Consider the following 22631-nt stretch of genomic DNA (forward strand, 5'->3'; position numbering starts at 1 on the left):
AAATGTGTGGAATTGTTGGGGTCCTCGGCAATCACGAAGCAGCGCCGATCCTTGTTGAGGCGCTAAAAAGACTCGAGTATCGGGGCTATGATTCCGCCGGGATCGCGACCGTGAACAATGGCACCCTCGCGCGGCGACGCGCCGTTGGCAAGCTGGTGAACCTTTCCGATCTACTGGTCCACGAACCGCTCGCGGGGAAGTCCGGTATAGGACACACCCGCTGGGCCACTCACGGTGCCCCGACGGTCAGTAATGCCCACCCCCATCAGGCCGGCGGGGTCGCGGTCGTGCACAATGGCATCATCGAGAATTTTCGCGAATTGCGCGCGGAACTGGCTGAGGCAGGTGTCACATTTGTGACAGAGACAGACACCGAAACCGTCGCCCTGTTGACCCAACATCACATAGAGGCCGGCCTCACCCCTGTAGAGGCCGCTACCAAAACACTTGCCCGCCTTGAGGGCGCTTTTGCCTTGGCTTTTCTTTTCGATGGCCACGATGATTTGATGATCGCCGCACGCAAAGGATCCCCGCTTGCAGTGGGCTACGGCGAAGGGGAAATGTTCGTAGGCTCTGACGCAATCGCGTTGTCCCCCTTGACCGACCGCATCAGCTATCTGGAAGAGGGCGATCACGCGATCATCACGCGGTCATCGGTTGCAATCTATGACGTCAACGGTGCGCTCGCGAACCGTCCGGTCAAGACGATCCAAATGGACACAACCCGGATCGATAAAGGCGGCTACAAACACTTCATGGCCAAGGAAATCGCCGAACAACCGGGCGTGATCAATACCGTACTGCAGAATTACCTGAGCGACACCGGCGAGATTACATTGCCGGGCGACGGCATTGATTTCTCGGATGTGGACCGGATCACGATGGTGGCATGCGGCACTGCCTATCTGGCATGTTTCACCGCCAAATATTGGTTCGAGCAGATCGCGCGTCTGCCTGTCGAAGTCGATGTCGCCAGCGAATTTCGATACCGGGAACCACCCATACCGGCAAAAACGCTGGCGGTCTTTGTCAGTCAGTCGGGCGAAACCGCCGATACTCTCGCCGCCCTGCGGTATTGCGATGGCAAAGCGGACATGATTGCCTCCGTCGTCAACGTACCCGAGTCTTCAATTGCGCGAGAAAGTGATCTTGCGCTGTCAATCCACGCCGGTGTTGAGGTAGGCGTGGCCTCGACCAAAGCCTTCACCTGCCAGTTGACGGTGCTATTCCTCCTGGTTTTGAAGGCAGCCCGGGATCGGGGCAAGCTAACAGATGCCGACCTAGAAAAGCACATCGCAGATCTGCGCACACTGCCAGGGATCATAAACACCGCGCTGGCGCAAAGCGGTAAGATGCAAGCCACTGCGCAAAAGCTTTCGCATGCCAGCGACGTCCTGTTTCTTGGGCGCGGTCAGATGTATCCGTTGGCACATGAAGGCGCTCTTAAATTAAAAGAAATCAGCTATATACACGCCGAAGCTTATGCATCAGGAGAACTAAAGCACGGCCCGATCGCGCTGGTAGATGAGAGCGTTCCGGTGATTGTCATGGCCCCCCGTGACGCGCTTTTCGACAAGACAGTATCGAACATGCAGGAAGTCATGGCACGCAAAGGCAAGGTGATCCTGATCTCGGACGCGCAAGGGATCGCCGAAGCAAGCGATGGGGTGTGGTCCTCTATCGAGATGCCGTCCGTGGCCGAAGCTCTGACGCCGATCCTCTATGCCCTCCCCGCGCAGTTATTGGCCTATCATACGGCTGTGGCCAAGGGCACAGATGTTGACCAGCCGCGAAACTTGGCAAAATCCGTCACGGTTGAGTAATGGCAAAACAATTCGACACCCTTTCGGACGCGCATCAGGCCTTTATCGGCGATCAACAGATTTTCTTTTGTGCAACCGCTGCCGACGAAGGGCGGGTCAATGTCTCGCCCAAGGATATGGCATCGCTCCGCATCTTGGGCCCGAACCGCATCATCTGGCGCAACCTGACGGGATCGGGAAATGAGACGGCAGCACATCTGGCGCGCATAAACCGGATGACGTTGATGTGGTGCAGCTTTACCACCCGGCCTTTGATCCTGCGGATCTATGGCAAGGCACGCACTCTGCACGCAAAGGACGCAGATTTCGCCGCACTGAACGCGACCTTCCCCGAGACCTTCGCCGCCCGACAGATTTACGATCTGACGCTCGACATGGTGCAAACCAGTTGCGGCTACAACGTGCCGTTCTTCGAACATCAGGGTCCGCGCGACACTTTGGAAAAGTGGGCTGAAAACAAAGGTCCCGACGGCATCAAAACCTATTGGAAAGAGCGCAATCAGCACAGTATCGATGGTCTGCCAACCAATTTGCCCGGGCCGGACGATGCATGAGCCATACCTTAAGGAACTGCAGGACCGCGCGGACCCAGACCGCGCTGAAGATATGCGCCGCTATCACAAAATCGACCGGACCTATCTGGGCCTGTCAAATCCCGTCCTCAATGATCTGACGAAAGATTGGCGGCGCACGCTTGATGCCGCAACCCGTGTCGCCATCTCGGACGGGTTGTGGCGGACAAATATTTACGAGGCCCGGCTCGCTGCGGCAAAGTTGCTGACTCAGGCGCGTATACGCCCCGATGACACCCCTGCCTGGAACCTGATCGCAAGCTGGTGCCCGGATTTCGACAGCTGGGCCATCGCCGATCACGCCTGCATGGCTGGCCAAAAACGGCTGGTGGCAGATCCTGTTCGCCTTGATACCGTAGAGCCGTGGATACGCTCAGATCATATGTGGACCCGTCGCGCCGCACTTGTTTCCACCCTGCCCTGGACCAAACAAAACCACCCAAAGCCCGTAGAACTGTCAGCACGCGACCGCATTCTGGGATGGGCTGCCGAATTGGTGCCCGACCGCGACTGGTTCATTCAGAAAGCCATTGCATGGTGGTTGCGCGAACTTTCAAAACATGATGCTCCGCGCACGCGCGCTTTTATTGATGCCTACGGTGCACAGATGAAGCCTTTTGCTGCCAAGGAAGCGATGCGCTTTCTTAACAAGACCTGAGGTTGGGCGCGTCAGCTACAAGGACAAGGACCATAGGCCTCAGTTCGCTGTCGCGCCTTGCTTCGCTCGCGTGCGCACCCTGAGACGGAATTCCTGCCCGCCCAAGTCACATCTCAGCCCTCGGCAAAAACGCGACATATACACAGGGACTTCGCACCAAGCTGACGCGAACGGATCATCCCTCCAGCGCAACTTCCACCTCGGTCAGGTCCGTCAGGGATGCCTCGATGATCCGCATCGCCGCAAGAGACAGTTGGCTGCCAGCCGTATCCGGACCCTCCAAAGGAAGAAGTGTCACAAGGGATGATTTTCCATTGGCCGGATTGGTGACCCGCCCTTGCTGTTCGCTGTCAACCAACGGCGTCTTCATCCACAAACCGGGCTCCGTCGGGCTGCCAAGTGCGGCGACGGTGGTCCCTAGTGATTTGGTGGGTACCTCAGCCGGTGCGGCGGCTGCCGTGCGCTGCTCTGGTGTTGTGGTGTCCAGCGCTTCGGCCGTCTGAGCGGACGGTGGCGGTGGTGGCGCTGCGGTTTCCGGCGCCAACCCTGGTGCGCCCTCAACTGCCGTACTGGCAGACGGATCAATCGGGACGGCAACCGTCGTTTCAGTCCCGCCCGTGCCGAAACCGCCTGCCATGTCGCCACATCCCGTCAGCGCCAAAAGCGCTGCGCTCATTGTCATCATCATTCTCATGGTTCCAAGACTAACGGGGTGGCCCACCCGCAGCAATCTGAGAAATGCCGCTTGTGCCGCCTTTGCCGGACGATTACCTAAAAGGCATGACCGCACCACTCATCGATCCCTTTGCCCGCGCCATTACTTACCTGCGCGTTTCGGTTACGGACCGTTGCGATTTCCGGTGTGTATACTGCATGTCCGAGAACATGACGTTCCTGCCCAAAAAGGAGCTTCTGACACTCGAGGAACTGGATCGTCTGTGCTCGACATTCGTCGATCTTGGTGTGGAAAAACTGCGCATCACAGGTGGCGAGCCGCTGGTCCGCAAGGGCATTATGACCTTTTTCCACAGCATGTCGCGGCATCTGGATGCGGGCACTTTGAAAGAGCTCACGCTCACCACTAACGGCAGCCAATTGGAACGGTTTGCCGATGATCTCTATGCCGCTGGCGTGCGGCGCGTGAACGTCTCGCTCGATACGCTGGACGATAGAAAGTTCGCTGACATCACCCGCTGGGGCCGCCTGCCCCAGGTTCTGCGCGGCATTGACGCCGCCTTGCGGGCCGGATTGAAGGTCAAGATCAACGCGGTAGCGCTGAAGGGCTTTAACGAACAGGAATTGCCCGCAATCACCAGCTGGTGCGCCGATCTTGGCATGGATCTGACCTGGATCGAGGTCATGCCGATGGGCGATATCGGCAACGAAGACCGGCTGGATCAATATTGGTCGCTGCGCGACGTACGCACAACCTATGAGCAGCATTTCACCGTTACTGATCTGGCAGAACGTACAGGGGGACCTGCCCGCTATGTTCAGCTGGCAGAAACCGGACAAAAGATCGGCTTTATCACACCGCTGAGCCATAATTTCTGCGAAAGCTGCAATCGCGTGAGGATCACCTGTACCGGTGAAATATACATGTGTCTTGGGCAAGAGGACGTAGCCGATTTGCGCGCCCCCCTTCGCGCGCACCCGGACGACGATGCGCCACTTCGCGAGGCCATCGTCGCCGCCATCGCGCGCAAGCCCAAGGGCCATGATTTTGATTATTCCCGTCAGAAGCTTGACGGACAGATGCCCCGCCACATGAGCCACACAGGCGGCTGAGCCCAGTGGCGCGGCCCCTTCTGTACAGCGCATGGGTTGCGGCCAGCATAGCGCTGGTCCCCTTCTTTGCGCGCCGTGAAATAGCCAAGCTGCGTACGGCAGGGGTTTCGGTAGAGCGTGCGCAGGAAAAACTGGGCTATCCAACGGCAGAGCGTTCCAGAGGCGGCCCTTTGATCTGGTTCCACGGTGCCTCGGTCGGGGAAAGCCTGTCTGTGCTGGCACTGATCAGACGCATGGGAGAGATACTGCCCCGCGCGCAGTTTTTGATGACCTCGGTGACAGCGACCTCTGCCAAACTCGTCGGCAATCGCCTGCCGTCCCGAACAATACACCAATTCGCGCCACTTGATGCTCCCGGTGCAACCAAACGTTTTCTGCGCCACTGGCGACCAGACGCAGCGCTTTTCGTGGAAAGCGAGCTGTGGCCTCAACTGTTGCGCCGAACCCATGAGGGCGGTGCGCGTATGGCATTGATCAATGCACGCCTGTCAAAGGGCAGCGTCAGTCAGTGGAAAAAATTTCCGAGCGTTTCCAAATACATGCTCGACGTCTTTGATATTATCCTGACGCAAAACACTGCGATGGCGGGTACCATGAAAGACCTCGGCGCACCGTCTGATCGTATCCGACCGGGTGTGAATCTGAAGTCCATGTCAGATCCGCTGCCTGTTGACACATCCACGCTGACAACCATGCGCGACGCGCTGGCCAATCGTCCGGTCTGGGTCGCCTCCTCCACGCATCCGGGCGAAGAGGAAACCGTGCTGGAGGCCCACAAGGCCTTGCTAAAGACCCAACCGGATCTTCGCCTGATCCTTGCCCCCCGTCATCCCGAACGGGGCACACAGGTGGCCGACCTGATCGACAGATCCGGCCTGACCCACAGCCAACGCAGCACGGGTGGCGCACCGGGGCCGCAAGTTTACCTGGCTGATACGCTGGGTGAACTCGGCACGTGGTACGCGCTGACCGATATCGTGTTTCTGGGCGGCTCACTACGACCCATCGGGGGTCACAATCCTTTTGAAGTCGCCCAAGCCGGGGCCTTTGCACTGTCGGGTACGCACGTCACGAATTTCGCCGAAACATTCGATGAGATGCAGGTCGCCGGTGCCGCACGACTGGTGGCAGACACGGCCGATCTGACCACCCAGATTGGCAATCTGTTGTCGAATGATCAGGATCGCGCGATGGCCTGCAAGGCCGCCAAAGCCTATAGTGCGTCAAAAGAGGATCAACTCGATCAGATTGCGCAACAGCTGATCACCGCACTGGAGCTCAGCCCATGACCCCCGTCGACATCCGTACCGTGCAGGTCATTGCACCCAACTTCAAACGCCGGATATCCGGAGTGACTTCAACTGTCATCCGGCTGGTACCGGTGCAGGCAAAGAACATCGCAATCGCGGCCTCCGGTCCCGTCCTGCCCTCGCACGTACCTCAGGTGCCGCTGCGCAGCCTTTTGACGATGCCGCGCCGGGGACCAGGCGGTGCGCGGGTCTGGCACGCCCGGCGCAATCTCGAGATGATCGGCGGACTTGCCCTCAAATTTCTGCTGGGCAAAAAGCTCAAGCTGATCTTCACCTCGGCCTCTCAACGCGAACACACCGGGTTGACCCGTTGGTTGATCAACCAAATGGACGCCGTGGTGGCCACATCCGACAAATCAGCCTCGTATCTTCAGGTACCGGCACAGGTCATCATGCACGGCATAGACGCCAATGATTACAAGCCCGTCGCCGACCGGGCGGCGCTGCGGGGCGACCTGGGGTTGCCTGATGGCAAGCTGATCGGCTGCTTTGGCCGTATCCGCGCGCAAAAGGGCACCGACGCATTTGTGGACGCGATGATAAAGGTGCTTCCCGATCATCCTGACTTCAACGCATTGGTCATGGGGCGCGCCACGGCTCAGCATGAGGCATTCCTGACCGATCTCAAGGCAAGGGTGTCGGACGCCGGCCTTTCAGACCGCATTTACTTCAGGGACGAAGTCCACGGCGACACACTGGCGGCGCATTTTCAGGCGCTTGATCTTTACGTAGCGCCGCAACGCTGGGAAGGCTTTGGCCTGACCCCGATCGAGGCGATGGCCACAGGATGTCCCGTTGTCGCCACCCGTGTTGGGGCATTCGAAAAGCTGGTCAAAGACGGCGAAACGGGTTTGCTGGCGCCCCCTGACGACATTCCCGCACTCTCATCGGCGGTCGATGACGCTCTTTCAGACCGCGAACGGCTCTCCCTATGGCGCGAGGCGTCAAGGGCGCATGTCCTGCAGGACTACACGCTTGAGCGCGAAGCGGCAGAATTGATTGCCCTTTACCGCCGTCTGCTAGAGACGACCTGAATCCCCTATTGTCGATCCGGCCGGTCCCACTTTCACCCTTTTGAAAATACCTCAGCGCGTCATCCGCCGCAGGCATTTGACGCCACTGAATTGCGCAATACAACCAAAACACACGACCTCACGCCGCAGGCATCCGTTGCTCTACAATTCCTGCCCACCAAGAACACCCCGCCGGGATCGCGTCGTCATCAAAATTGTATTCGGGATGATGCACCATCGCCGTATCGCCATTGCCGACAAGAATATAAGCTCCGGGACGCTCTTCGAGCATAAAGGCAAAATCCTCGCCCCCCATAACCAGCGGTGCCTCATCGCATTGCCCAGAAACAGACCTGGCGACATCTGCCGCGAACTGGGTCTGAGCGTCGTGATTGACCATCACCGGATAGTTACGCTTGTAATCAACCCGCGCCCTTGCGCCAAAAGTCGCAGCGATGCCCTCGCAGATCTCCGTCACTCGCTTTTCCGCCAGATCGCGCAGCTCGTTTGAGAGCGTGCGAACCGTGCCCATCATTTTTACCCGTTGCGGGATCACGTTGAACGCCTTGGAGGAACTCTCAATCGATGTGATCGACACTACGATGTTCTCAATCGGGTCCGCATTTCGGCTCACAATCGTCTGCAAAGCTGTGATCGTCTGTGCCGCGACGACCATGGTATCGATGGTCTCGTGCGGTTTGGCCGCATGGCCCCCCAACCCCTCAATCTCGATATCCAGCAAATCAGTTGCAGCGAAAAATGGACCGGGACGAATGGCGAATGACCCCAATGGCCGTCCAGGCCAGTTGTGCATGCCATAAACTTCCTGAATGCCCCAGCGGTCCATCAAGCCGTCGTTACACATTTCCCGGCCACCCCCACCGCCTTCTTCCGCAGGCTGGAAGATAACCACGGCTGTGCCGTCAAAATTGCGCGTCTCTGCAAGATACTGCGCCGCCCCCAACAGCATTGCCGTATGCCCGTCATGGCCGCAGGCGTGCATGGCATTAGGTGTCTTTGACGCATACGTCAGCCCGGTTTGTTCGTGAATGGGCAGTGCGTCCATATCCGCGCGGAGGCCTATCACCTTTCCCGACGACGTGTCTTTTCCCCTGATCACGCCCACGACGCCTGTCTGTCCAATACCTTCAACGACCTCATCACAGCCAAAGGCGCGCAGTTTCTCAGCTACCGTCGCAGAGGTACGGTGTGTGTCGAACAATATCTCGGGATGTTCATGCAGATCACGGCGCCACGCAGTAATGTCTGCATGGAGTTCGGCGAAACGGTTCTTGACAGGCATCGGGTTTTCCTTTGATGGGCTTGGTGTTTGTGCGACGCATTGCGCGGCAAAAATCGTTGGACGTCTGTTCATCCAGTAGTCGGAACGGACGACGCTTCTTACTTGGCAGGCATCCGGGTTTCGACCATTTCGGCAAACCAGGAACACCCCGCAGGAATAGCTTCGTCATTGAAATCATATTTGGGATGGTGGACGGTTGGCCCGTCGCCATTACCGATCATCATGTAGGCACCAGGCCGCGCGTTGAGCATATAGGAGAAATCCTCTCCTGCCATGATGGGCGGGGTATCGCGCCAGACGCCCGGGGTGATCTTCTCAGCCACATCCGCTGCGAAGATTGTGTTTTCGGCATGGTTCACCGTGATGGGATAGCCGCGCTCATACGTGATGTCCGCAGTACATTGATAGGCCGCCGCAGTATGTGTGACGACCGCGCGCAGCCTCTCTTCCGCCAGATCGCGCACACCGTCCTCCAGCGTGCGCACAGTGCCGCGCAGGCGCACCTTTTGTGGCAGCACATTGTGGCTGTCGGTGTCACTGCGCAGGGTACAGACCGAAACGACAACCTGTTTGACCGGATCTACATTACGGCTGGCGATGCTTTGCAGCGCAACCACGACATGTGCGGCAGCCAGATTGGTATCAATGGCTTCGTGCGGGGCCGCGGCGTGGCCTCCCTGCCCTTCGATATAGATGTCGAATTCGTCTGCGGCAGCCAACAACGCGCCTTCCCGGATTGCGAATGCGCCCACGGGGTAATCAGGCATATTGTGCATGCCGTAGACTTCCTGGATTTGCCAGCGATCCATCAAACCCTCTTTGACCATCTCGTTGCCGCCGCCACCGCCTTCTTCGGCAGGTTGAAAGATCAACACGACCTTGCCGTCAAAGTTCTTTGTTTCTTGCAGGTATTGCGCCGCCCCCAGCAGCATCGCGGTATGGCCGTCGTGGCCACAGGCGTGCATCTTGCCGGGGGTTTTGCTGGCATAGTCAAGCCCGGTTGCTTCCTCGATCGGCAGCGCATCCATGTCTGCGCGCAATCCAATACAACGGCCCGACGTGTTGGTCTTGCCTTCAATCACTGCCACGACACCGGTTTGCCCGATCGCTGTCGTGATGTCCGTAATTCCAAAATCGCGCAGCTTGCCTTCGACAAACTTCGCTGTCTCGTGTACGTCGAACATCAGCTCGGGATATTGGTGCAGATGACGCCGCCAGCCCGCTATTTCGGCATGGGTTTCGGCAAATCGGTTTTTGATCGGCATGTCAGGTTCTCCTATCGGCGGGGTCAGAGACTTGGGCCCAGCCGCATCGCAGAGCCATCGGTGAATCGGCTCAAACGGAATCTGCCCAGATCATGCCCCACCGCATCGCCAGTGACCAGTGCTGCAAGGATTTTGCCCATCGCCGGACCGATCCCAAATCCGTGGCCGGACATCCCGGTGCCGATCACCAAACCGGGAAGAGACGCACACTGATCAACAATCGGCACAATGTCAGGCATCGTGTCGATCATTCCCGCCCAGGCCGCCTTGAGCCGGACGGGGCCCAGTGCGGGAAACATCTCTTCGAAATCGCGGCGCAACTTTTCGATCCTGCGCCTGTTTGGGGTCGGGTCAAGCACCCGCATCCGCTCAAATGGTGTTTCCTGATCTGGCTCCCAGCTTCTTGCTGTGCCCCAGGCATCGGGAAATCCCGGCGGAGCGGCAGGATAGATCATTTGGCCGAAGGGACTGTGTCTGAGCCGTGGCAAAAACTTCGGCAGCGCCCGAAAGGCATCAGGACCAACGTAGAGTTCTGTCAAATCAGGCGGGGCGAGAGTATAGCCGCCATCCAAGCGGCGGCGCAGCGCGACGTCGCGGCCAGCCGTTGCCCCAGCACAGATATCTGCCAGCGGCTCGGTTGCAGCGACGTTCTCACGGACGGAGAGCTGCGGGATCGACACCCCATGATTGCGCAGGAAAAGCGAGGACCACGCGCCACCGGCAAGCACCACCGAAGAGGCAGCAATACGTCCCGCCTCCGTCACCACGCCGACCACGCGCCCGGCCTCCAGATCCAAGCTGCGCACCGCGCAGTTCTCGACAATCTGAACCGATTCCCGCACCGCAATCCCCGCTATCGCAGGGACTGCGACCCAGGGTTCAGCGCGCATGTCAGAAGACGTGATCATCGCGCCGGCGTAGTCGCCCGCAAGATTGGGAAACATCTTCCTTGTTTCCGCAGGCGATACCACTTTGGTATCAACGTTGTGCGCGTGGGCGTGGGTCAGCCAGGCCTCGAACCTTGCCAATTGTTGGGCGTCCGATGCCAGATAGCTGATCCCCTCTTGGCGCAAACCGATATCAATATTGGTCTGTGCCGCAAGCGATTTCCAAAGACCGATCGCTTCGACCATGATCGGCAACTCATCCGGATCGCGCCCCTGCTGGCGAATCCACCCCCAATTGCGGGAAGATTGTTCGCCCGCGATGCGCCCCTTTTCCAGCAAAAGAACCTCATGCCCAGCGCGCGCTAGGTAAAGTGCTGTACACACACCGATAACCCCGCCACCGATGACGATGACATCGGCCCGCGCCGGCGGCGGACCGGGAAAGGTGACAGGTGTATCCAGGCTGATCGGAAAGCGTATCACAGTCCGCGTGTCTTTTGCCTGCCGCCGAAATCCGTCACCCTAGGAGGCGCTGAAGCAGCTTTTTCATAAAGTCGTGCCCCGCGTTGAATTGCGCGACGGTCACAAACTCATCTGGCTGGTGCGCTTGTCCGATGTCGCCGGGGCCGCAGATCACGGCCGAATAACCAGCCTCCTGAAACTGACCGGCCTCCGTGCCATAGCTGACCTTGTGAGCAGCGTTATCGCCGGTAAACTGTCGCACCAGTGTTTCCGCCTCGCCGTCTTTTTCGGGCTTCAATCCGGGCACATCGAATTTGGGTGTCACGCGAATGTAAGTTTCTGGCACCACGGCCTGCATCTGCTTTTCGACCTCAGCGACCTTCTTGAGATAGGCCGCGCCCCATTTGTCCTTGTCCTCGCCCGGAACAACTCGAAAACCCATCCCGAAAGTACAGTGTTTGGCAGTGATGTTTTCGGCTGTGCCGCCGCTGATCATGCCGACATGCGCAGTGGTGAAAGGCGGGTCAAACATCGACGCGATCTCAGTCGGTTTGCGCGCCATGTTTTCCGTGTTTACGTCATTGGCCCACTCGATAAGCTTGGCGCCTGCCATGATCGCATTGACGCCGGTGTGCATGATCGAGGAATGGACCTCGAAACCGACCACTTCGGTCAAAAACCCGGTGCCGCCCTTATGCCCAGTGACGGCTTGCATCATCGATGGTTCGCCGACAATCACGGCGGACCCTTTGGGCAGCACCGGCTGCATAGCCTTGATCATGGGAGGGGCGCCCGTGCAGCCGACCTCTTCGTCAAAGCTGAGCGCTATCTGCAAGGGACGCTTGATGCCCGCGTGATGCGCCTCGACCAGCGCCCAAAGCGCCAGCGCGTCAAAACCCTTCATATCACAGGTGCCACGCCCGAAATACTTGCCGTCCCGTTCGACCACCTCGAAGGGGTCGCTGTTCCATGGCTGGCCATCGATCGGCACCACGTCAGTGTGACCCGATAGGACAATCGCCCCCTCCTCCCACGGTCCGACATGCGCGAAGAGCGCGTGTTTGGGCTGATCAGGGTCGATGTAGCGATGACTGTCGATACCATGGCTGTGCAGGTAGTCCGCAACCCAGTCGATAAGGGGAATGTTAGTGTCACGGCTGACAGTGGGAAAGCTGATGAGCTTGGTCATCAGATCCAATGGGGAAAGACGGTCAGCCATTGCTAATCCTTTCGAGAGAAAGCGTTTTCTTTCTAAGAAAACGGGGCGAAATCTTCAGAGGATTTCGTCACCACACTTTTACCGTTCAATATCCACTGTCTGTCGTCAGCACCAGATGACCCGGTTCAACCTCTTTGTACTGAGAGGGTGCCGCCTCATAGCTGACCGGATGAATGGGCGAGGGGATCGGTTTGAAGTTGAGATCCTTTTCGTCCTTGCGTTGGCGCGGATCGGCGATCGGCACCGCTTTCATCAGGGCTTGTGTGTAAGCATGTTGCGGATTTTCGAAGACCCGGTTGCGCGGCCCTAGTTCCACGATGCGTCCCAGATACATGACTCCCACATAATGGCTGACCCGCTCAACCACCGCCATGTCGTGGCTGATGAAGAGAAAACTCAACTCCATCTCGGACTGGAGTTCCATCATCAGATTGAGGACCTGCGCCTGCACGGACACATCCAACGCAGAGACCGCCTCGTCCGCGATGATGAGCTTGGGATTGAGCGCAAGGGCGCGGGCAATAGCCACCCGCTGACGTTGGCCACCCGAAAGCTCATGCGGGAAACGTCGCATGAAACTGCGCGGCAACTCGACCCGGTCAAACAGCATTTCAACGCGTTCCTGTACTGCGGCACCCTTAAGCGTGTCGTAGTTGTGGATCGGCTCGGCCACCTGATCGGAAAGCTGCATCTGCGGATTAAGAGATGCAAATGGATCCTGGAAAATCATCTGCATATCCAACCGGGCCGTGCGCAGATCACGCGGGGAAAGCGCCATAATGTTCTTGCCATCAAGATCGATTTCCCCCTCCTGCGGCTCAACCAGACGCAGGATAGACCGTCCGGCTGTGGACTTGCCGCAGCCGCTTTCGCCCACAAGGCTCAGCGTCTGCCCCTTGTTAATGGAAAACGAAACGTCTTCGACCGCATGCACATTCGCCACCGTGCGGCGCAAGAAGCCCCCGGTGACCGGAAACCGGGTGGTAAGGTTCTTTACCGTCAGCAACACGTCCTCAGTACCAGGTATAGGCGCGATTGATTTCTGATCGCGGCCCAGCAGCTTCATGGGTTCGGGATATTGTTTGCCGCGCATCTCACCCAATTTGGGCACGGCGGCCAGCAATGCCTTGGTGTAGGGGTGCTGTGGGTTCTCGAAAATTTCTTCGACCGTACCTTCTTCTACCTTGTTGCCTCGGTACATAACGACAACGCGGTCAGCCATCTGCGCCACGACGGCCATGTCATGCGTAATGAACATGACGGCCGTTCCCGTCTCACGCTTGAGACGGTCCATCAGCGCCAAAATTTCCGCCTGGATGGTCACATCAAGCGCTGTGGTAGGTTCATCGGCAATCAACAGCCGTGGCTCACATGCCAGCGCCATCGCAATGACAACGCGCTGACGCATCCCGCCAGACAATTCGTGCGGATACTGCTGCAGCCGCCGCTCCGGTTCCGGGATCCGTACCTGCTTGAGCAACGCCAGTGCACGCTCGTTCGCCTCCGCCTTGTTCATCCCCTTGTGGAGACGCAACCCCTCGGTCATCTGCTTGCCGACGGTAAACACGGGGTTGAGGGCCGTCATCGGCTCCTGGAAGATCATGCCGATTTCATTGCCGCGAATACGGCGCATGGTCGTTTGTTCGGCGTCGGCGAGATTAATCTCGCCCCCCTCGAGACGATCAAACAGCAGCTCGCCACTTGCGATATCGCCGCCGCCGTACTCCACAAGGCGCATCAGGGACAGCGATGATACCGACTTGCCAGAGCCCGATTCCCCCACCACGCAGACGGTTTCCCCGGACCGGATATCGAAACTGACGTTTTCGACCCCCACGACGGGGCCGTCCTTGGTCTGAAATTCAACACGTAGCCCCTTGATCTGGGCAATCGGCGGCGCCTGGGTCTGGTCGAGCAATGCATGTCCCCCTTGTCGTTCCCGCCGACGCTACGGCGCGCACCCCTGCCTGTCAAACGCAGCACGAAGGTTTCTGCACTGACCTGTCGTCAGCGAAACGAGGCAGTGCCACATGTTTGTGCACGAACCCTGCGACACAAAATTGTCCACAGGTCACCTCCTTACAAGGGTTGCATTATTCTCAAAAAGTGTTTCGATACACCCATGCGCTTTGGGGGAGTATCGCGGCGCGAATGCAAAATCATGTATTTCTATGCAATTGCGCGGCGTTCCTAATGTCCCTCGAAACGATAAAATGAGTAGTCCGGCGGCGCCGTACTGTGAAAACAGGCACCTTTAAGGTGTCCAACAAGGAGTAAGCTATGAAAATGAAGACCCTATTGATGGGCGCGATTGCCTCGACGGCCTTTGCCCCCTTCGCACTTGCGGATGGCCATGAAGGCGAACGCGGGCGCGATGGTGACGTAAAGATCATCTATTGGCAGGCGCCCTCCATCCTGAACCCGTTCCTATCGGGCGGTACCAAGGATGTTGAATCCGCTTCCCTGATCATCGAGCCTCTGGCGCGCTATAACGAGAAAGGCGAGATGCTGCCTTTCCTGGCGTCCGAAGTGCCAACAGTTGCAAACGGCGGCGTTTCCGAGGATCTGACACAGATCACCTGGAAGCTCCGGGACGACATTGTGTGGTCGGACGGGTCCCCGTTTACATCGGCTGACGTGAAGTTCACGGCCGAATATTGCATGCATCCCGAAGGTGGTTGTGCCCAGGGTGCCAAGTTCGACGGCGTGACCAGCGTGGAAACACCTGACGATCACACGGTTGTAGTGACCTTCAACGAGCCCAAGCCAAACCCCTACGGTCCGTTTGTGGGCGGCGAAAGCCCGATCATTCAGGCAGCACAGTTTGCTGATTGCCTTGGTGCCAAGGCGCCCGAGTGTACAGATGCGAACTTTGGTCCCATCGGCACCGGTCCTTTCGTGGTGACGGAATTCCGTCCCAATGACGTGATCACAATGGCGGCCAATGAAAACTACCGCGAAGAAGGCAAGCCTGCCTTTGCCTCCCTGACCTTCAAAGGCGGCGGTGATGCAACGGCAGCGGGTCGTTCGGTGCTGGAAACAGGCGAATTCGACTATGCCTGGAACCTGCAACTGGCACCTGATGTCATCGCGAAGATGGAAGAAGGCGGCAAAGGTGTGGCCATCGCAGGTTTCGGCCCACTGGTGGAGCGTCTGGAAATGAACCTGACGAACCCATCGCCTGATCTGCCTGAAGGTGAACGCTCGACCGTGGCACACCCGCATCCGTTCCTGTCGGATGAAAGAGTGCGTCGCGCCCTTTCCATGGCGATCGATCGTGCGCTGCTGACCGAAGTGGGCTATGGCAAGGCCGGTGAGCCAACCTGTAACCTCGTCCCTGCCCCGGCGATCTATAACTCGGACAACACCGAGTGCCTGACGCAGGATCTGGACGGTGCCAAGGCGCTGCTGGATGAAGCAGGCTGGACCGACAGCGATGGCGACGGCGTGCGCGACAAGGACGGTGTGAAACTGTCGATCCTCTATCAAACATCGACCAACGCCGTGCGTCAGGACTTCCAGGCGCTGATCAAGGACTGGTGGCAGCAGATCGGTGTTGAAACCGAACTGCGTAACCTCGACGCTTCCGTGTTCTTTGGTGGTGACCCAGGCTCGCCTGACACGTTCCAGAAGTTCTATGCGGACGTGGAAATGTACGCCAACACGTTTAACGGCACAGACCCGCAAACGTATCTCTCGGCCTATCGTTGCGGCAACGAGCCCAAGCCCGACAGCCAGTGGCAGGGTGAGAACATCAACCGGTTCTGCGATCCTGAGTATGACGCGCTGCTGGACGAACTGGCCCGGACTGGTGACATCGACAAGCGCGGCGAAATTGGCCGCAAGCTGAACGACATGATCACCAAGGACAGCATGGTCATCGTGCCGCTGGTCAACCGTGCCCGTGTCTCGGCCCATTCCAATTCTCTGGGTGGCGTTGTTCTCAACGTCTGGGACTCCGAGCTTTGGAACGTTGCGGACTGGTACCGTAAAGGCGAATAAGGTGGCGGCGGGGTGACCCCCGCCCTACCCAAACTGCAGGGCGGCTACCCCGCCCTGCACCTCCTACATTAAGACCGCTGAACAAAGGCGCCGCACCTGATGCTGACCTTCACTATCCGACGATTGATCCTGTCAATCCCGACACTTTTGTTCATCAGCCTTGTCATTTTTGGCCTGCTTCAACTTGCTCCCGGTGATCCGATGGCGCAGGTCCCGCTGACCGTACCGCCGGAAGTGAAAGAAAAGATGCGCGAAGCGCTGGGGCTGGGTCAGGCCTGGTACATCCAGTACTGGAAGTGGTTGGTGCAGTTCTTCTGGATTGAACCTCAGGTCCTCATAGACCACTGGTTCGGCACCTCATTTGCAGAAGGCAAGCAGCGCGTGCTGAGCTGGCAGACCCGGTCACCGGTGATGGACATCGTCGTGCAGCGCATCCCTCAGACGCTTTGGGTCGTCGGACTTGCCTATGTGGTCGGCATCGCCATCGCGATCCCTATCGGCATCTATTCCGCTTACCGGCATTATTCGGTCTTTGATCAGGCCGGCACCTTTGTGACGATGATCGGCTTTTCCATTCCGCCTTTCTTTACCGGCCCGCTGCTGATCGTAATCTTTTCGGTCTATCTGGGGTGGCTGCCGTCTATCTATGACACCCTGCACGTGGTCAACGACTGGCAAAGCTTCAAGGTGCAGGTGATGCAGATGATCATGCCTGTGATGGTGCTGGCGCTTCAGACCACTGCGCAGATCAGCCGATATATGCGGGGCGCGATGCTGGATAACCTGAACCAGGATTACGTCCGCACCGCCCGCGCCAAGGGCCTGAAAGAGGCGACCGTGGTGATGGTGCATGTGGTGCGCAACTCGATGATCCCTGTCGTCACAGTGATTGCTCTTGGCATGCCGGCAATTTTCGGCGGCGCCATCATCACCGAGAATGTCTTCAAGGTGAACGGTATTGGTCAACTGCTGCTGACATGGCTTTTTGCCAACGACATTCCGGGTGTGATGACCCTGACCTTCATTTTTGCCATCCTTATCGTGTTCTTCAACTTGATCGCCGACATCCTTTACGGCCTGCTTGACCCGAGGATCCGCTATGACTGAGCAACCTATCCCCGCAAGCCCTGTCGAGGCCGACATCGAAACTTTTGGCGCGCTTGTCGACACAGAGCCGCAGGCCCCGCCACGCAGTCAGTGGAAAGACGTCTGGGATCAGTTCCGCAAGCACAAAGGGGCCGTCTTTGGCGGAGGCTTCCTGATCTTCATTACGCTGGCCGTGGTGCTGGGCCCCTACATCTGGACCCTGGAGCCTACCAAACTTGATATCCGCAACAAGGACTGGCGGCCAATCTGGACGCTCATTTGGGATGGCGACGCCAAGGCGGGCCTCGCTCATCCCTTTGGGACCGACCAGTTGGGCCGCGATATCCTGAGCCAGATGATCGCGGGCGGTCGGGTCTCTATGGCCGTGGGCTGGATTGCCATGTTGCTGGCGCTGGTCATCGGCACCGCAATCGGCGTGGCTGCGGGCTATTTCAAGAAGCTGGATTTCTGGCTGATGCGCTTTACCGATCTGGTGCTCAGCTTGCCGATCCTGCCGCTGGTGCTGCTGGCCGTGACCCTGTTCCGCCAGCCGCTCAATAGTTTCTTTGGCAGTCCCGAAGCGGGTATGTTTGTGCTGATCGTTGGGGTCATCGGCCTGACATCATGGATGCAGACGGCGCGGATCGTACGTGGCGACATTCTTGCCTTGAAAGAGCGTGAGTTCATCCTTGCGGCACGGTCCATCGGCACAAAGCCGGGCAAGATTATCCGCCGGCACCTGCTGCCCAATGTGATTTCGCCCATTATGGTCTCGGCCACACTTGGTCTCGCGACAGCGATCATTACGGAGTCGGCACTTTCCTTCCTTGGGGTGGGTTTTCCATCTGACTTCCCCACCTGGGGCAAGCTGCTGGCTGACGCCGTTCCGCGCATGCAGGAGTTTCCCGAGCGGGTCTTGCTTCCGGGCATCGCGATCTCCTTGACAGTGCTGGGCGTGAACTATCTTGGCGACGGGCTGCGCGACGCGCTGGATCCACGGATCCGTGGCCGGTAGCAGGGTGCCCCCCAGCCAGAACCCGTTAATGTCGAAATAAGGACCCCTGATCCAACGTCCCCCGGTGGGGCGACCATTGGTCTTAGGTATTTGGAAAAGGGTGAAAGGTGTTTTGGTTTGCGCCTGCATGCCAGAACGTTGTTCTTGGATGCCCGCCCTCAACACCTCGACATTCACTTGATTGTGACGAACCCGCACGCCAGATGGAACAACGTTCGCATATTTGAAATGTTGCCATGTTTGACACCTTCGGCTTTGAAAACCTGACCGCCCCTCAGGCATCGGTCTATTTTGCGCTTGCGCTAGGGCTGACTTTTGGCGCGCTGGCACAGGTCACGCGCTTTTGCTTTCGTCGTGCATTGATCGGTGAAGATCGACGGCAGGCTGCAGGTGTGTGGCTGACCGCGTTGGCGGTATCTATGCTGGGGACGCAGGCCGCGGTGGGACTGGGCTGGATCAGCTTTGCAGAACATCGGTTCATGATATCCGACGTGCCTGTTCTTGCCATTGCCGTTGGTGGCCTGCTGTTTGGCGCAGGGATGGTGCTGACACGTGGCTGCATCTCTCGATTGACCGTGTTGACGGGGTCCGGCAACCTGCGGGCCGCCAGTGTCCTGATCGTTTTTGCCGTGGTGGCTCATGCCACCCTCAAAGGGGTGTTGGCTCCTGTGCGGATAGCGCTTGGCAGTGTGACTGTCGATTTTGGTGAAGCAGTGAACTTGGGCGCCCTGCCCGGTGGCGTATGGTTTTGGGGCGGACTTATTGTCGTAGCTGCACTGGTATTCGCTGCACAGTCGGGAAATCGCGTAGGGCATATGGTAATGGCAGCGGCCATTGGACTGCTGGTACCACTTTCATGGGTCGGCACCGGCCTGGTTCTTTACGATGACTTTGACCCCATCGCGATGGAAAGTCTGTCTTTCACGGCCCCGGCGTCAGAAGCGCTGTTTTGGACAATTGCCAATACGTCTGTGCCGGCAGGTTTTGGCACGGGGTTGCTGGGCGGTGTGTTGTTGGGTGCGTTGGCTGCCAGCCTTCTTTCCGGAAAGTTCGCTTGGCAAAGCTTCAGCACGCCGCGTGAAACGGGCCGGTATATGGTCGGTGCAGCGCTGATGGGCGTGGGCGGTGTACTGGCGGGCGGTTGCACGCTGGGCGCGGGCCTGTCGGGCGTGCCGACGCTGTCGGCCGCTGCGGTGCTTGCGCTAATGATGATCGCCACCGGCGTGCTGACGATGAACGCGTTGCTCAATCGTCCGCGCGCCGCAACCGCCGCAGAAACCACCACACAAGGGCTACAACCGGCAGAGTGATCAGTGCCGTTAAAACCGCTTTGGGCATGCCAAGCGGCACACTTGCGGGCGCGATCAGATAGGCCATCAAAGATACTGCGTAGTAGCTGACTGCGACCACCGACAGGCCTTCGACCGTGCGCTGCAACCGCAGCTGCAGGTCCGATCGGCGGTCCATGCTGGCAAGGATCTCCTGGTTTTGAGCTGATCTTTCCACATCAACGCGTGTGCGCAACAGGTCAGACGCCCTTATAGATCGTTCCGACATCGCTTTCAGACGGGTTTGCGAGGCGTTGACCGTGCGCATGGCGGGCTCGAACCGGCGCATCATGAATTCACCAAATCCCTGTCGGCCCAAAAAACGCGCTTCGCGCAATACGCTAATGCGTTGATTGACCAGCGCTTCATAGGCGGCCGTCGCGGCAAACCGGTAGGATGTGGCCGCGTCCAGTTGTTCCAGCGATACCGATACATCCAGCAACTGGTGCAGTGTTTCTTCGACCCGGCTGGTAGAGCCGCGCATGGTTGCTGTCAGTTCGCGCAGCTGTGTGTCGAGCGCGTTCAGCTCATCCGCGATATTGCGTACCGTCACAAACCCCAGCATCGACATGGTCTTGTAGGTATCGATTTCGCACAGTCGCTGCACGATGCGCCCCACCCGCCGTTTGCCCGTACCGGGGCTGACAAAGACTGCAAACCGCAGGTGCCCCGCAGAATCGACGCGGAAGTCGCTTGCGATCACTGCCGCATCATCAAGCACGGACGCAGCCGCCAGGCTTTCGGCGACAAACCAGTCTTTCAGCGAAGGTTGAATTTCTGCATCTGTCTTCGGACGTGTCATGATCCGCAGCAGACCCGATGTAATGCGCTCCTGTGGCAGGGCGTCCTGCCATTGGGTCGGGAAGACCTCGAATGTGGCCGGATCGAAGGGCCGGTCGCTCAGCCCACTCAAGAAAACCGTGTACGTGGCAAACTCTGTATGTTGTTCCCACTTTAGCTGGTATTTGCCAATCGGCCCCGCGTAATGTGTCGCCCCCTGTTCGGGCCCTGGTGCGCCATAATGCTCAAGAAGGGCCGCGAGTTGCGCCAGGCTTTCTTCGCGGTTCGCAGGCTCTGACGTGCTTTTGACAGCCAGATAGGCCACCATGGCCGGCGCGCAGACAACGGGAAACGGTCGGGCATGTAATTCCGACGTCATGCGGAAACGTTGCGGATGGTCTGCGATCGGGGCCATAGCGGTTCTCTTCTGGCGGTGTTTGCCTTGAGATAACACAAAATATCCACGTGACCAGAATAAAATTTTATAAATCAATGTGTTAAAGTGTACGCCTGTATACCGTTGGATTATCGGGACCGGGAAACTGGCCCCCCACGACAATCGCCCTAGGTTCAAGGCCTTGCGAAAACAGCGGTGGCGGGACCGGAATAGTGAGCGAAAAAAGCGAAGAAAAACAGTCTGACAGCAGTCGGGATCTGACACAGGGACCGATCTGGCGGGCGTTGACGGCGATGTCGGCCCCGATGAGTTTCGGCATTTTTGCTGTGCTCAGTGTCGGATTGGCCGATGCCTATTTCCTGGGCCAAATCGGTGGGGCGGCCTTGGCCGCCGTCGGTTTCATCTATCCGGTGACAACGGCAATCACGTCATTGTCGATTGGGCTTAGCGCCGGGGCAAACGCTGCTCTCAGCCAGGGCGTTGGGGCTGGGGATGATGCTGAAGCAACGCGCCGGTTAGGTTTGCATGCCATTGGCCTGGGTCTGGGCCTGTCTCTGCTGACAGCAGCAGCGGTCTGGTTGGTTTATCCATGGCTCTTCATTGCGCTGGGTGCGGGCGAAGAGGTTTCAGGCAATATCGCGCAGTATATGCCCGTCTGGGCCATGAGCTTTCCATTCCTTGTTACAATGATGATTGTAAATGCGGTCTTTCGCGCGCATGGCGACAGCCTGACGTCGGCCTGGATCATGGTGCTCGCGGCCGTGGTGAATGTCGGGCTGGACCCGTTGCTGATATTCGGCATGTGGGGTCTGCCAGAACTTGGGGTGCAGGGCGCTGCGATTGCAACTTTGGTCGGTCGGGTCGTTGCCGTTTTGCTGGCGCTCTATATTGCCTGGCGGCGGGGCCTGCTGGGTTGGTGTGGTGCGCTGCTCGACGGCCTTATGGCGTCGATCCGAAAGATCCTGCACGTGGGCCTGCCCGCCGCATTTTCCAACGCGATAAACCCCGCTGGCATGGCGCTGGTAACTGCCGCTGTAGCCACGATTGGCGAAACCGCCGTTGCAGGCTTTGGCGCGGCGACCCGCGTGCAGAGCATGGCATTGGTGCCCCTTCTGGCGCTGTCGTCAGGTATCGGGCCAGTGATCGGCCAGAACTGGGGTGCAGAAGAAAAGGATCGCTCACGCGCCGCAACAACCTTGGCCTTTTGGTTCTGCGTGGGCTACGGCGCTTTGGCTGCAGTTGTACTTGCTGTCTTTGCTGCGCCTATTGCTGGGGTGTTCACGTCTGGCGAAGAAGACATGGCATTTGCTGCAACGTACCTGCGCTGGGTCGGCTTTTCACTATTCGGCTATGGCATCCTGGTTGTCGGTAACGCCGCGATGAATGCGCGCGACAAGGCGGTATGGTCCATGAGCCTCAGCCTGTCGCGCATCCTTTTGCTCTATCTGCCGCTGGCCTGGATCGGCGCCGTGACCATTGGTTTCGCGGGCGTCGTCGCTGCGGCAATTGTCGCCAATGTACTGAGTGCATGGGCGACGCTTGTTGCCGCAAAGGCTACATCGCTGTTGAAAGTGGAAACGGTATTGATCGATGGACCGCGCAGGATCTTGCCCAGCCAAAGGCACGCTTAGGTTCCTTGGCGGTTCCGGATGAGCCAGTGCTCGTGCGGTGCCGAACTTTACAAAATCCCGCATCCAAATTGACACAAAAACGCCCCACCGAT

At 58.4% G+C, this 22631-nt stretch carries 18 protein-coding genes; 11 read left to right on the forward strand and 7 right to left on the reverse strand.

All coding sequences use genetic code 11. The features are described 5' to 3' along the window. Positions 1–2: 2 nt before the first annotated feature. The 3 genes from glmS to H9Q16_RS06645 are packed head-to-tail and all read left to right on the forward strand — an operon-like array spanning position 3 to position 3053. Complete coding sequence (gene glmS, locus H9Q16_RS06635) at positions 3–1823, forward strand: glutamine--fructose-6-phosphate transaminase (isomerizing) (protein WP_191074544.1); 1821 nt, start codon at positions 3–5, stop codon at positions 1821–1823. Next, positions 1823–2377: a pyridoxamine 5'-phosphate oxidase family protein gene (locus H9Q16_RS06640; protein ID WP_191074545.1), complete on the forward strand. Its 555-nt coding sequence runs from the start codon at positions 1823–1825 to the stop codon at positions 2375–2377. Before glmS ends, H9Q16_RS06640 begins: the two co-directional genes overlap by 1 nt. Next, positions 2370–3053, forward strand: a complete 684-nt coding sequence (locus H9Q16_RS06645; protein ID WP_191074546.1) for a DNA alkylation repair protein — start codon at positions 2370–2372, stop codon at positions 3051–3053. The genes H9Q16_RS06640 and H9Q16_RS06645 overlap by 8 nt, the downstream gene beginning before the upstream one ends. Positions 3054–3228: 175 nt before the next feature. Here the strand turns inward: H9Q16_RS06645 and H9Q16_RS06650 are convergent, their stop codons facing one another. After that, on the reverse strand, positions 3229–3729 hold the full coding sequence (locus H9Q16_RS06650) for a hypothetical protein (protein ID WP_246455500.1): 501 nt from the start codon (positions 3727–3729) through the stop codon (positions 3229–3231). Positions 3730–3833: 104 nt separating this feature from the next. On the opposite strand from H9Q16_RS06650, the gene moaA reads away from it, so the two are divergent. From moaA to H9Q16_RS06665, 3 genes are read left to right on the forward strand one after another with little or no spacing between them, the layout of a single operon-like run. After that, entirely contained in the window at positions 3834–4841 is a 1008-nt protein-coding gene (gene moaA / locus H9Q16_RS06655; RefSeq protein ID WP_191074547.1) for a GTP 3',8-cyclase MoaA, read from the forward strand. A gap of 5 nt (positions 4842–4846) precedes the next feature. Continuing rightward, positions 4847–6130 (forward strand): glycosyltransferase N-terminal domain-containing protein, encoded by a 1284-nt coding sequence (locus H9Q16_RS06660; protein ID WP_191074548.1) that lies wholly within the window; start codon positions 4847–4849, stop codon positions 6128–6130. After that, entirely contained in the window at positions 6127–7185 is a 1059-nt protein-coding gene (locus H9Q16_RS06665; RefSeq protein ID WP_191074549.1) for a glycosyltransferase family 4 protein, read from the forward strand. Before H9Q16_RS06660 ends, H9Q16_RS06665 begins: the two co-directional genes overlap by 4 nt. A 118-nt stretch (positions 7186–7303) precedes the next feature. Here the strand turns inward: H9Q16_RS06665 and H9Q16_RS06670 are convergent, their stop codons facing one another. The 5 genes from H9Q16_RS06670 to H9Q16_RS06690 all read right to left on the reverse strand — a co-directional run bounded on the left by H9Q16_RS06670 (position 7304) and on the right by H9Q16_RS06690 (position 14218). Then, the gene (locus tag H9Q16_RS06670) at positions 7304–8467 is read right to left on the reverse strand and encodes a M20 aminoacylase family protein (protein WP_191074550.1); all 1164 of its coding nucleotides are present in this window, start codon (positions 8465–8467) and stop codon (positions 7304–7306) included. Between the two features lie 98 nt (positions 8468–8565). Then, entirely contained in the window at positions 8566–9732 is a 1167-nt protein-coding gene (locus tag H9Q16_RS06675; RefSeq protein ID WP_191074551.1) for a M20 aminoacylase family protein, read from the reverse strand. Between the two features lie 23 nt (positions 9733–9755). Continuing rightward, complete coding sequence (locus tag H9Q16_RS06680; RefSeq protein ID WP_386260556.1) at positions 9756–11099, reverse strand: NAD(P)/FAD-dependent oxidoreductase; 1344 nt, start codon at positions 11097–11099, stop codon at positions 9756–9758. Between the two features lie 37 nt (positions 11100–11136). Next, positions 11137–12300, reverse strand: a complete 1164-nt coding sequence (argE, locus tag H9Q16_RS06685; RefSeq protein WP_191074553.1) for an acetylornithine deacetylase — start codon at positions 12298–12300, stop codon at positions 11137–11139. Between the two features lie 85 nt (positions 12301–12385). Then, positions 12386–14218 carry an ABC transporter ATP-binding protein gene (locus H9Q16_RS06690; protein WP_191074554.1) on the reverse strand — a complete coding sequence of 611 codons (1833 nt, stop codon included), beginning with the start codon at positions 14216–14218 and terminating at the stop codon, positions 12386–12388. A gap of 362 nt (positions 14219–14580) precedes the next feature. Between H9Q16_RS06690 and H9Q16_RS06695 the strand changes: the two genes are divergently transcribed. The 4 genes from H9Q16_RS06695 (at position 14581) to H9Q16_RS06710 (ending at position 19713) form a co-directional block, all read left to right on the forward strand. Further along, a complete protein-coding gene (locus H9Q16_RS06695; protein ID WP_191074555.1) occupies positions 14581–16302 on the forward strand; it encodes a peptide ABC transporter substrate-binding protein in 1722 nt (573 codons plus the stop codon). 99 nt (positions 16303–16401) lie between these two features. Beyond that, positions 16402–17409: an ABC transporter permease gene (locus H9Q16_RS06700; protein WP_191074556.1), complete on the forward strand. Its 1008-nt coding sequence runs from the start codon at positions 16402–16404 to the stop codon at positions 17407–17409. Continuing rightward, entirely contained in the window at positions 17402–18403 is a 1002-nt protein-coding gene (locus tag H9Q16_RS06705; RefSeq protein WP_191074557.1) for an ABC transporter permease, read from the forward strand. The genes H9Q16_RS06700 and H9Q16_RS06705 overlap by 8 nt, the downstream gene beginning before the upstream one ends. 236 nt (positions 18404–18639) lie before the next feature. Further along, complete coding sequence (locus H9Q16_RS06710) at positions 18640–19713, forward strand: YeeE/YedE family protein (RefSeq protein WP_191074558.1); 1074 nt, start codon at positions 18640–18642, stop codon at positions 19711–19713. Here the strand turns inward: H9Q16_RS06710 and H9Q16_RS06715 are convergent. Further along, a complete protein-coding gene (locus H9Q16_RS06715) occupies positions 19649–20926 on the reverse strand; it encodes a DUF3422 family protein (RefSeq protein ID WP_191074559.1) in 1278 nt (425 codons plus the stop codon). The two genes, H9Q16_RS06710 and H9Q16_RS06715, sit on opposite strands and share 65 nt — an antisense overlap. Before the next feature lie 194 nt (positions 20927–21120). Here H9Q16_RS06715 and H9Q16_RS06720 point away from each other — a divergent pair, with 194 nt between their 5' ends. Continuing rightward, positions 21121–22539, forward strand: a complete 1419-nt coding sequence (locus tag H9Q16_RS06720) for an MATE family efflux transporter (protein WP_343067799.1) — start codon at positions 21121–21123, stop codon at positions 22537–22539. Positions 22540–22631 lie beyond the last annotated feature (92 nt).

Origin of the sequence: Sulfitobacter aestuariivivens (genome assembly GCF_014763045.1) — a bacterium.
GTDB lineage: Bacteria > Pseudomonadota > Alphaproteobacteria > Rhodobacterales > Rhodobacteraceae > Sulfitobacter > Sulfitobacter aestuariivivens.

What these genes read in the sequence shown, in the direction of transcription:
- moaA (WP_191074547.1), top strand. Translation starts at nt 3,834, where the DNA reads ATGACCGCACCACTCATCGATCCCTTTGCCCGCGCCATTACTTACCTG.
- H9Q16_RS06675 (WP_191074551.1), bottom strand. Translation starts at nt 9,732, where the DNA reads ATGCCGATCAAAAACCGATTTGCCGAAACCCATGCCGAAATAGCGGGC.
- H9Q16_RS06695 (WP_191074555.1), top strand. Translation starts at nt 14,581, where the DNA reads ATGAAAATGAAGACCCTATTGATGGGCGCGATTGCCTCGACGGCCTTT.
- H9Q16_RS06715 (WP_191074559.1), bottom strand. Translation starts at nt 20,926, where the DNA reads ATGGCCCCGATCGCAGACCATCCGCAACGTTTCCGCATGACGTCGGAA.
- H9Q16_RS06645 (WP_191074546.1), top strand. Translation starts at nt 2,370, where the DNA reads ATGCATGAGCCATACCTTAAGGAACTGCAGGACCGCGCGGACCCAGAC.
- H9Q16_RS06700 (WP_191074556.1), top strand. Translation starts at nt 16,402, where the DNA reads ATGCTGACCTTCACTATCCGACGATTGATCCTGTCAATCCCGACACTT.
- H9Q16_RS06640 (WP_191074545.1), top strand. Translation starts at nt 1,823, where the DNA reads ATGGCAAAACAATTCGACACCCTTTCGGACGCGCATCAGGCCTTTATC.
- H9Q16_RS06705 (WP_191074557.1), top strand. Translation starts at nt 17,402, where the DNA reads ATGACTGAGCAACCTATCCCCGCAAGCCCTGTCGAGGCCGACATCGAA.
- H9Q16_RS06650 (WP_246455500.1), bottom strand. Translation starts at nt 3,729, where the DNA reads ATGAGCGCAGCGCTTTTGGCGCTGACGGGATGTGGCGACATGGCAGGC.
- H9Q16_RS06710 (WP_191074558.1), top strand. Translation starts at nt 18,640, where the DNA reads ATGTTTGACACCTTCGGCTTTGAAAACCTGACCGCCCCTCAGGCATCG.
- argE (WP_191074553.1), bottom strand. Translation starts at nt 12,300, where the DNA reads ATGGCTGACCGTCTTTCCCCATTGGATCTGATGACCAAGCTCATCAGC.
- glmS (WP_191074544.1), top strand. Translation starts at nt 3, where the DNA reads ATGTGTGGAATTGTTGGGGTCCTCGGCAATCACGAAGCAGCGCCGATC.
- H9Q16_RS06670 (WP_191074550.1), bottom strand. Translation starts at nt 8,467, where the DNA reads ATGCCTGTCAAGAACCGTTTCGCCGAACTCCATGCAGACATTACTGCG.
- H9Q16_RS06665 (WP_191074549.1), top strand. Translation starts at nt 6,127, where the DNA reads ATGACCCCCGTCGACATCCGTACCGTGCAGGTCATTGCACCCAACTTC.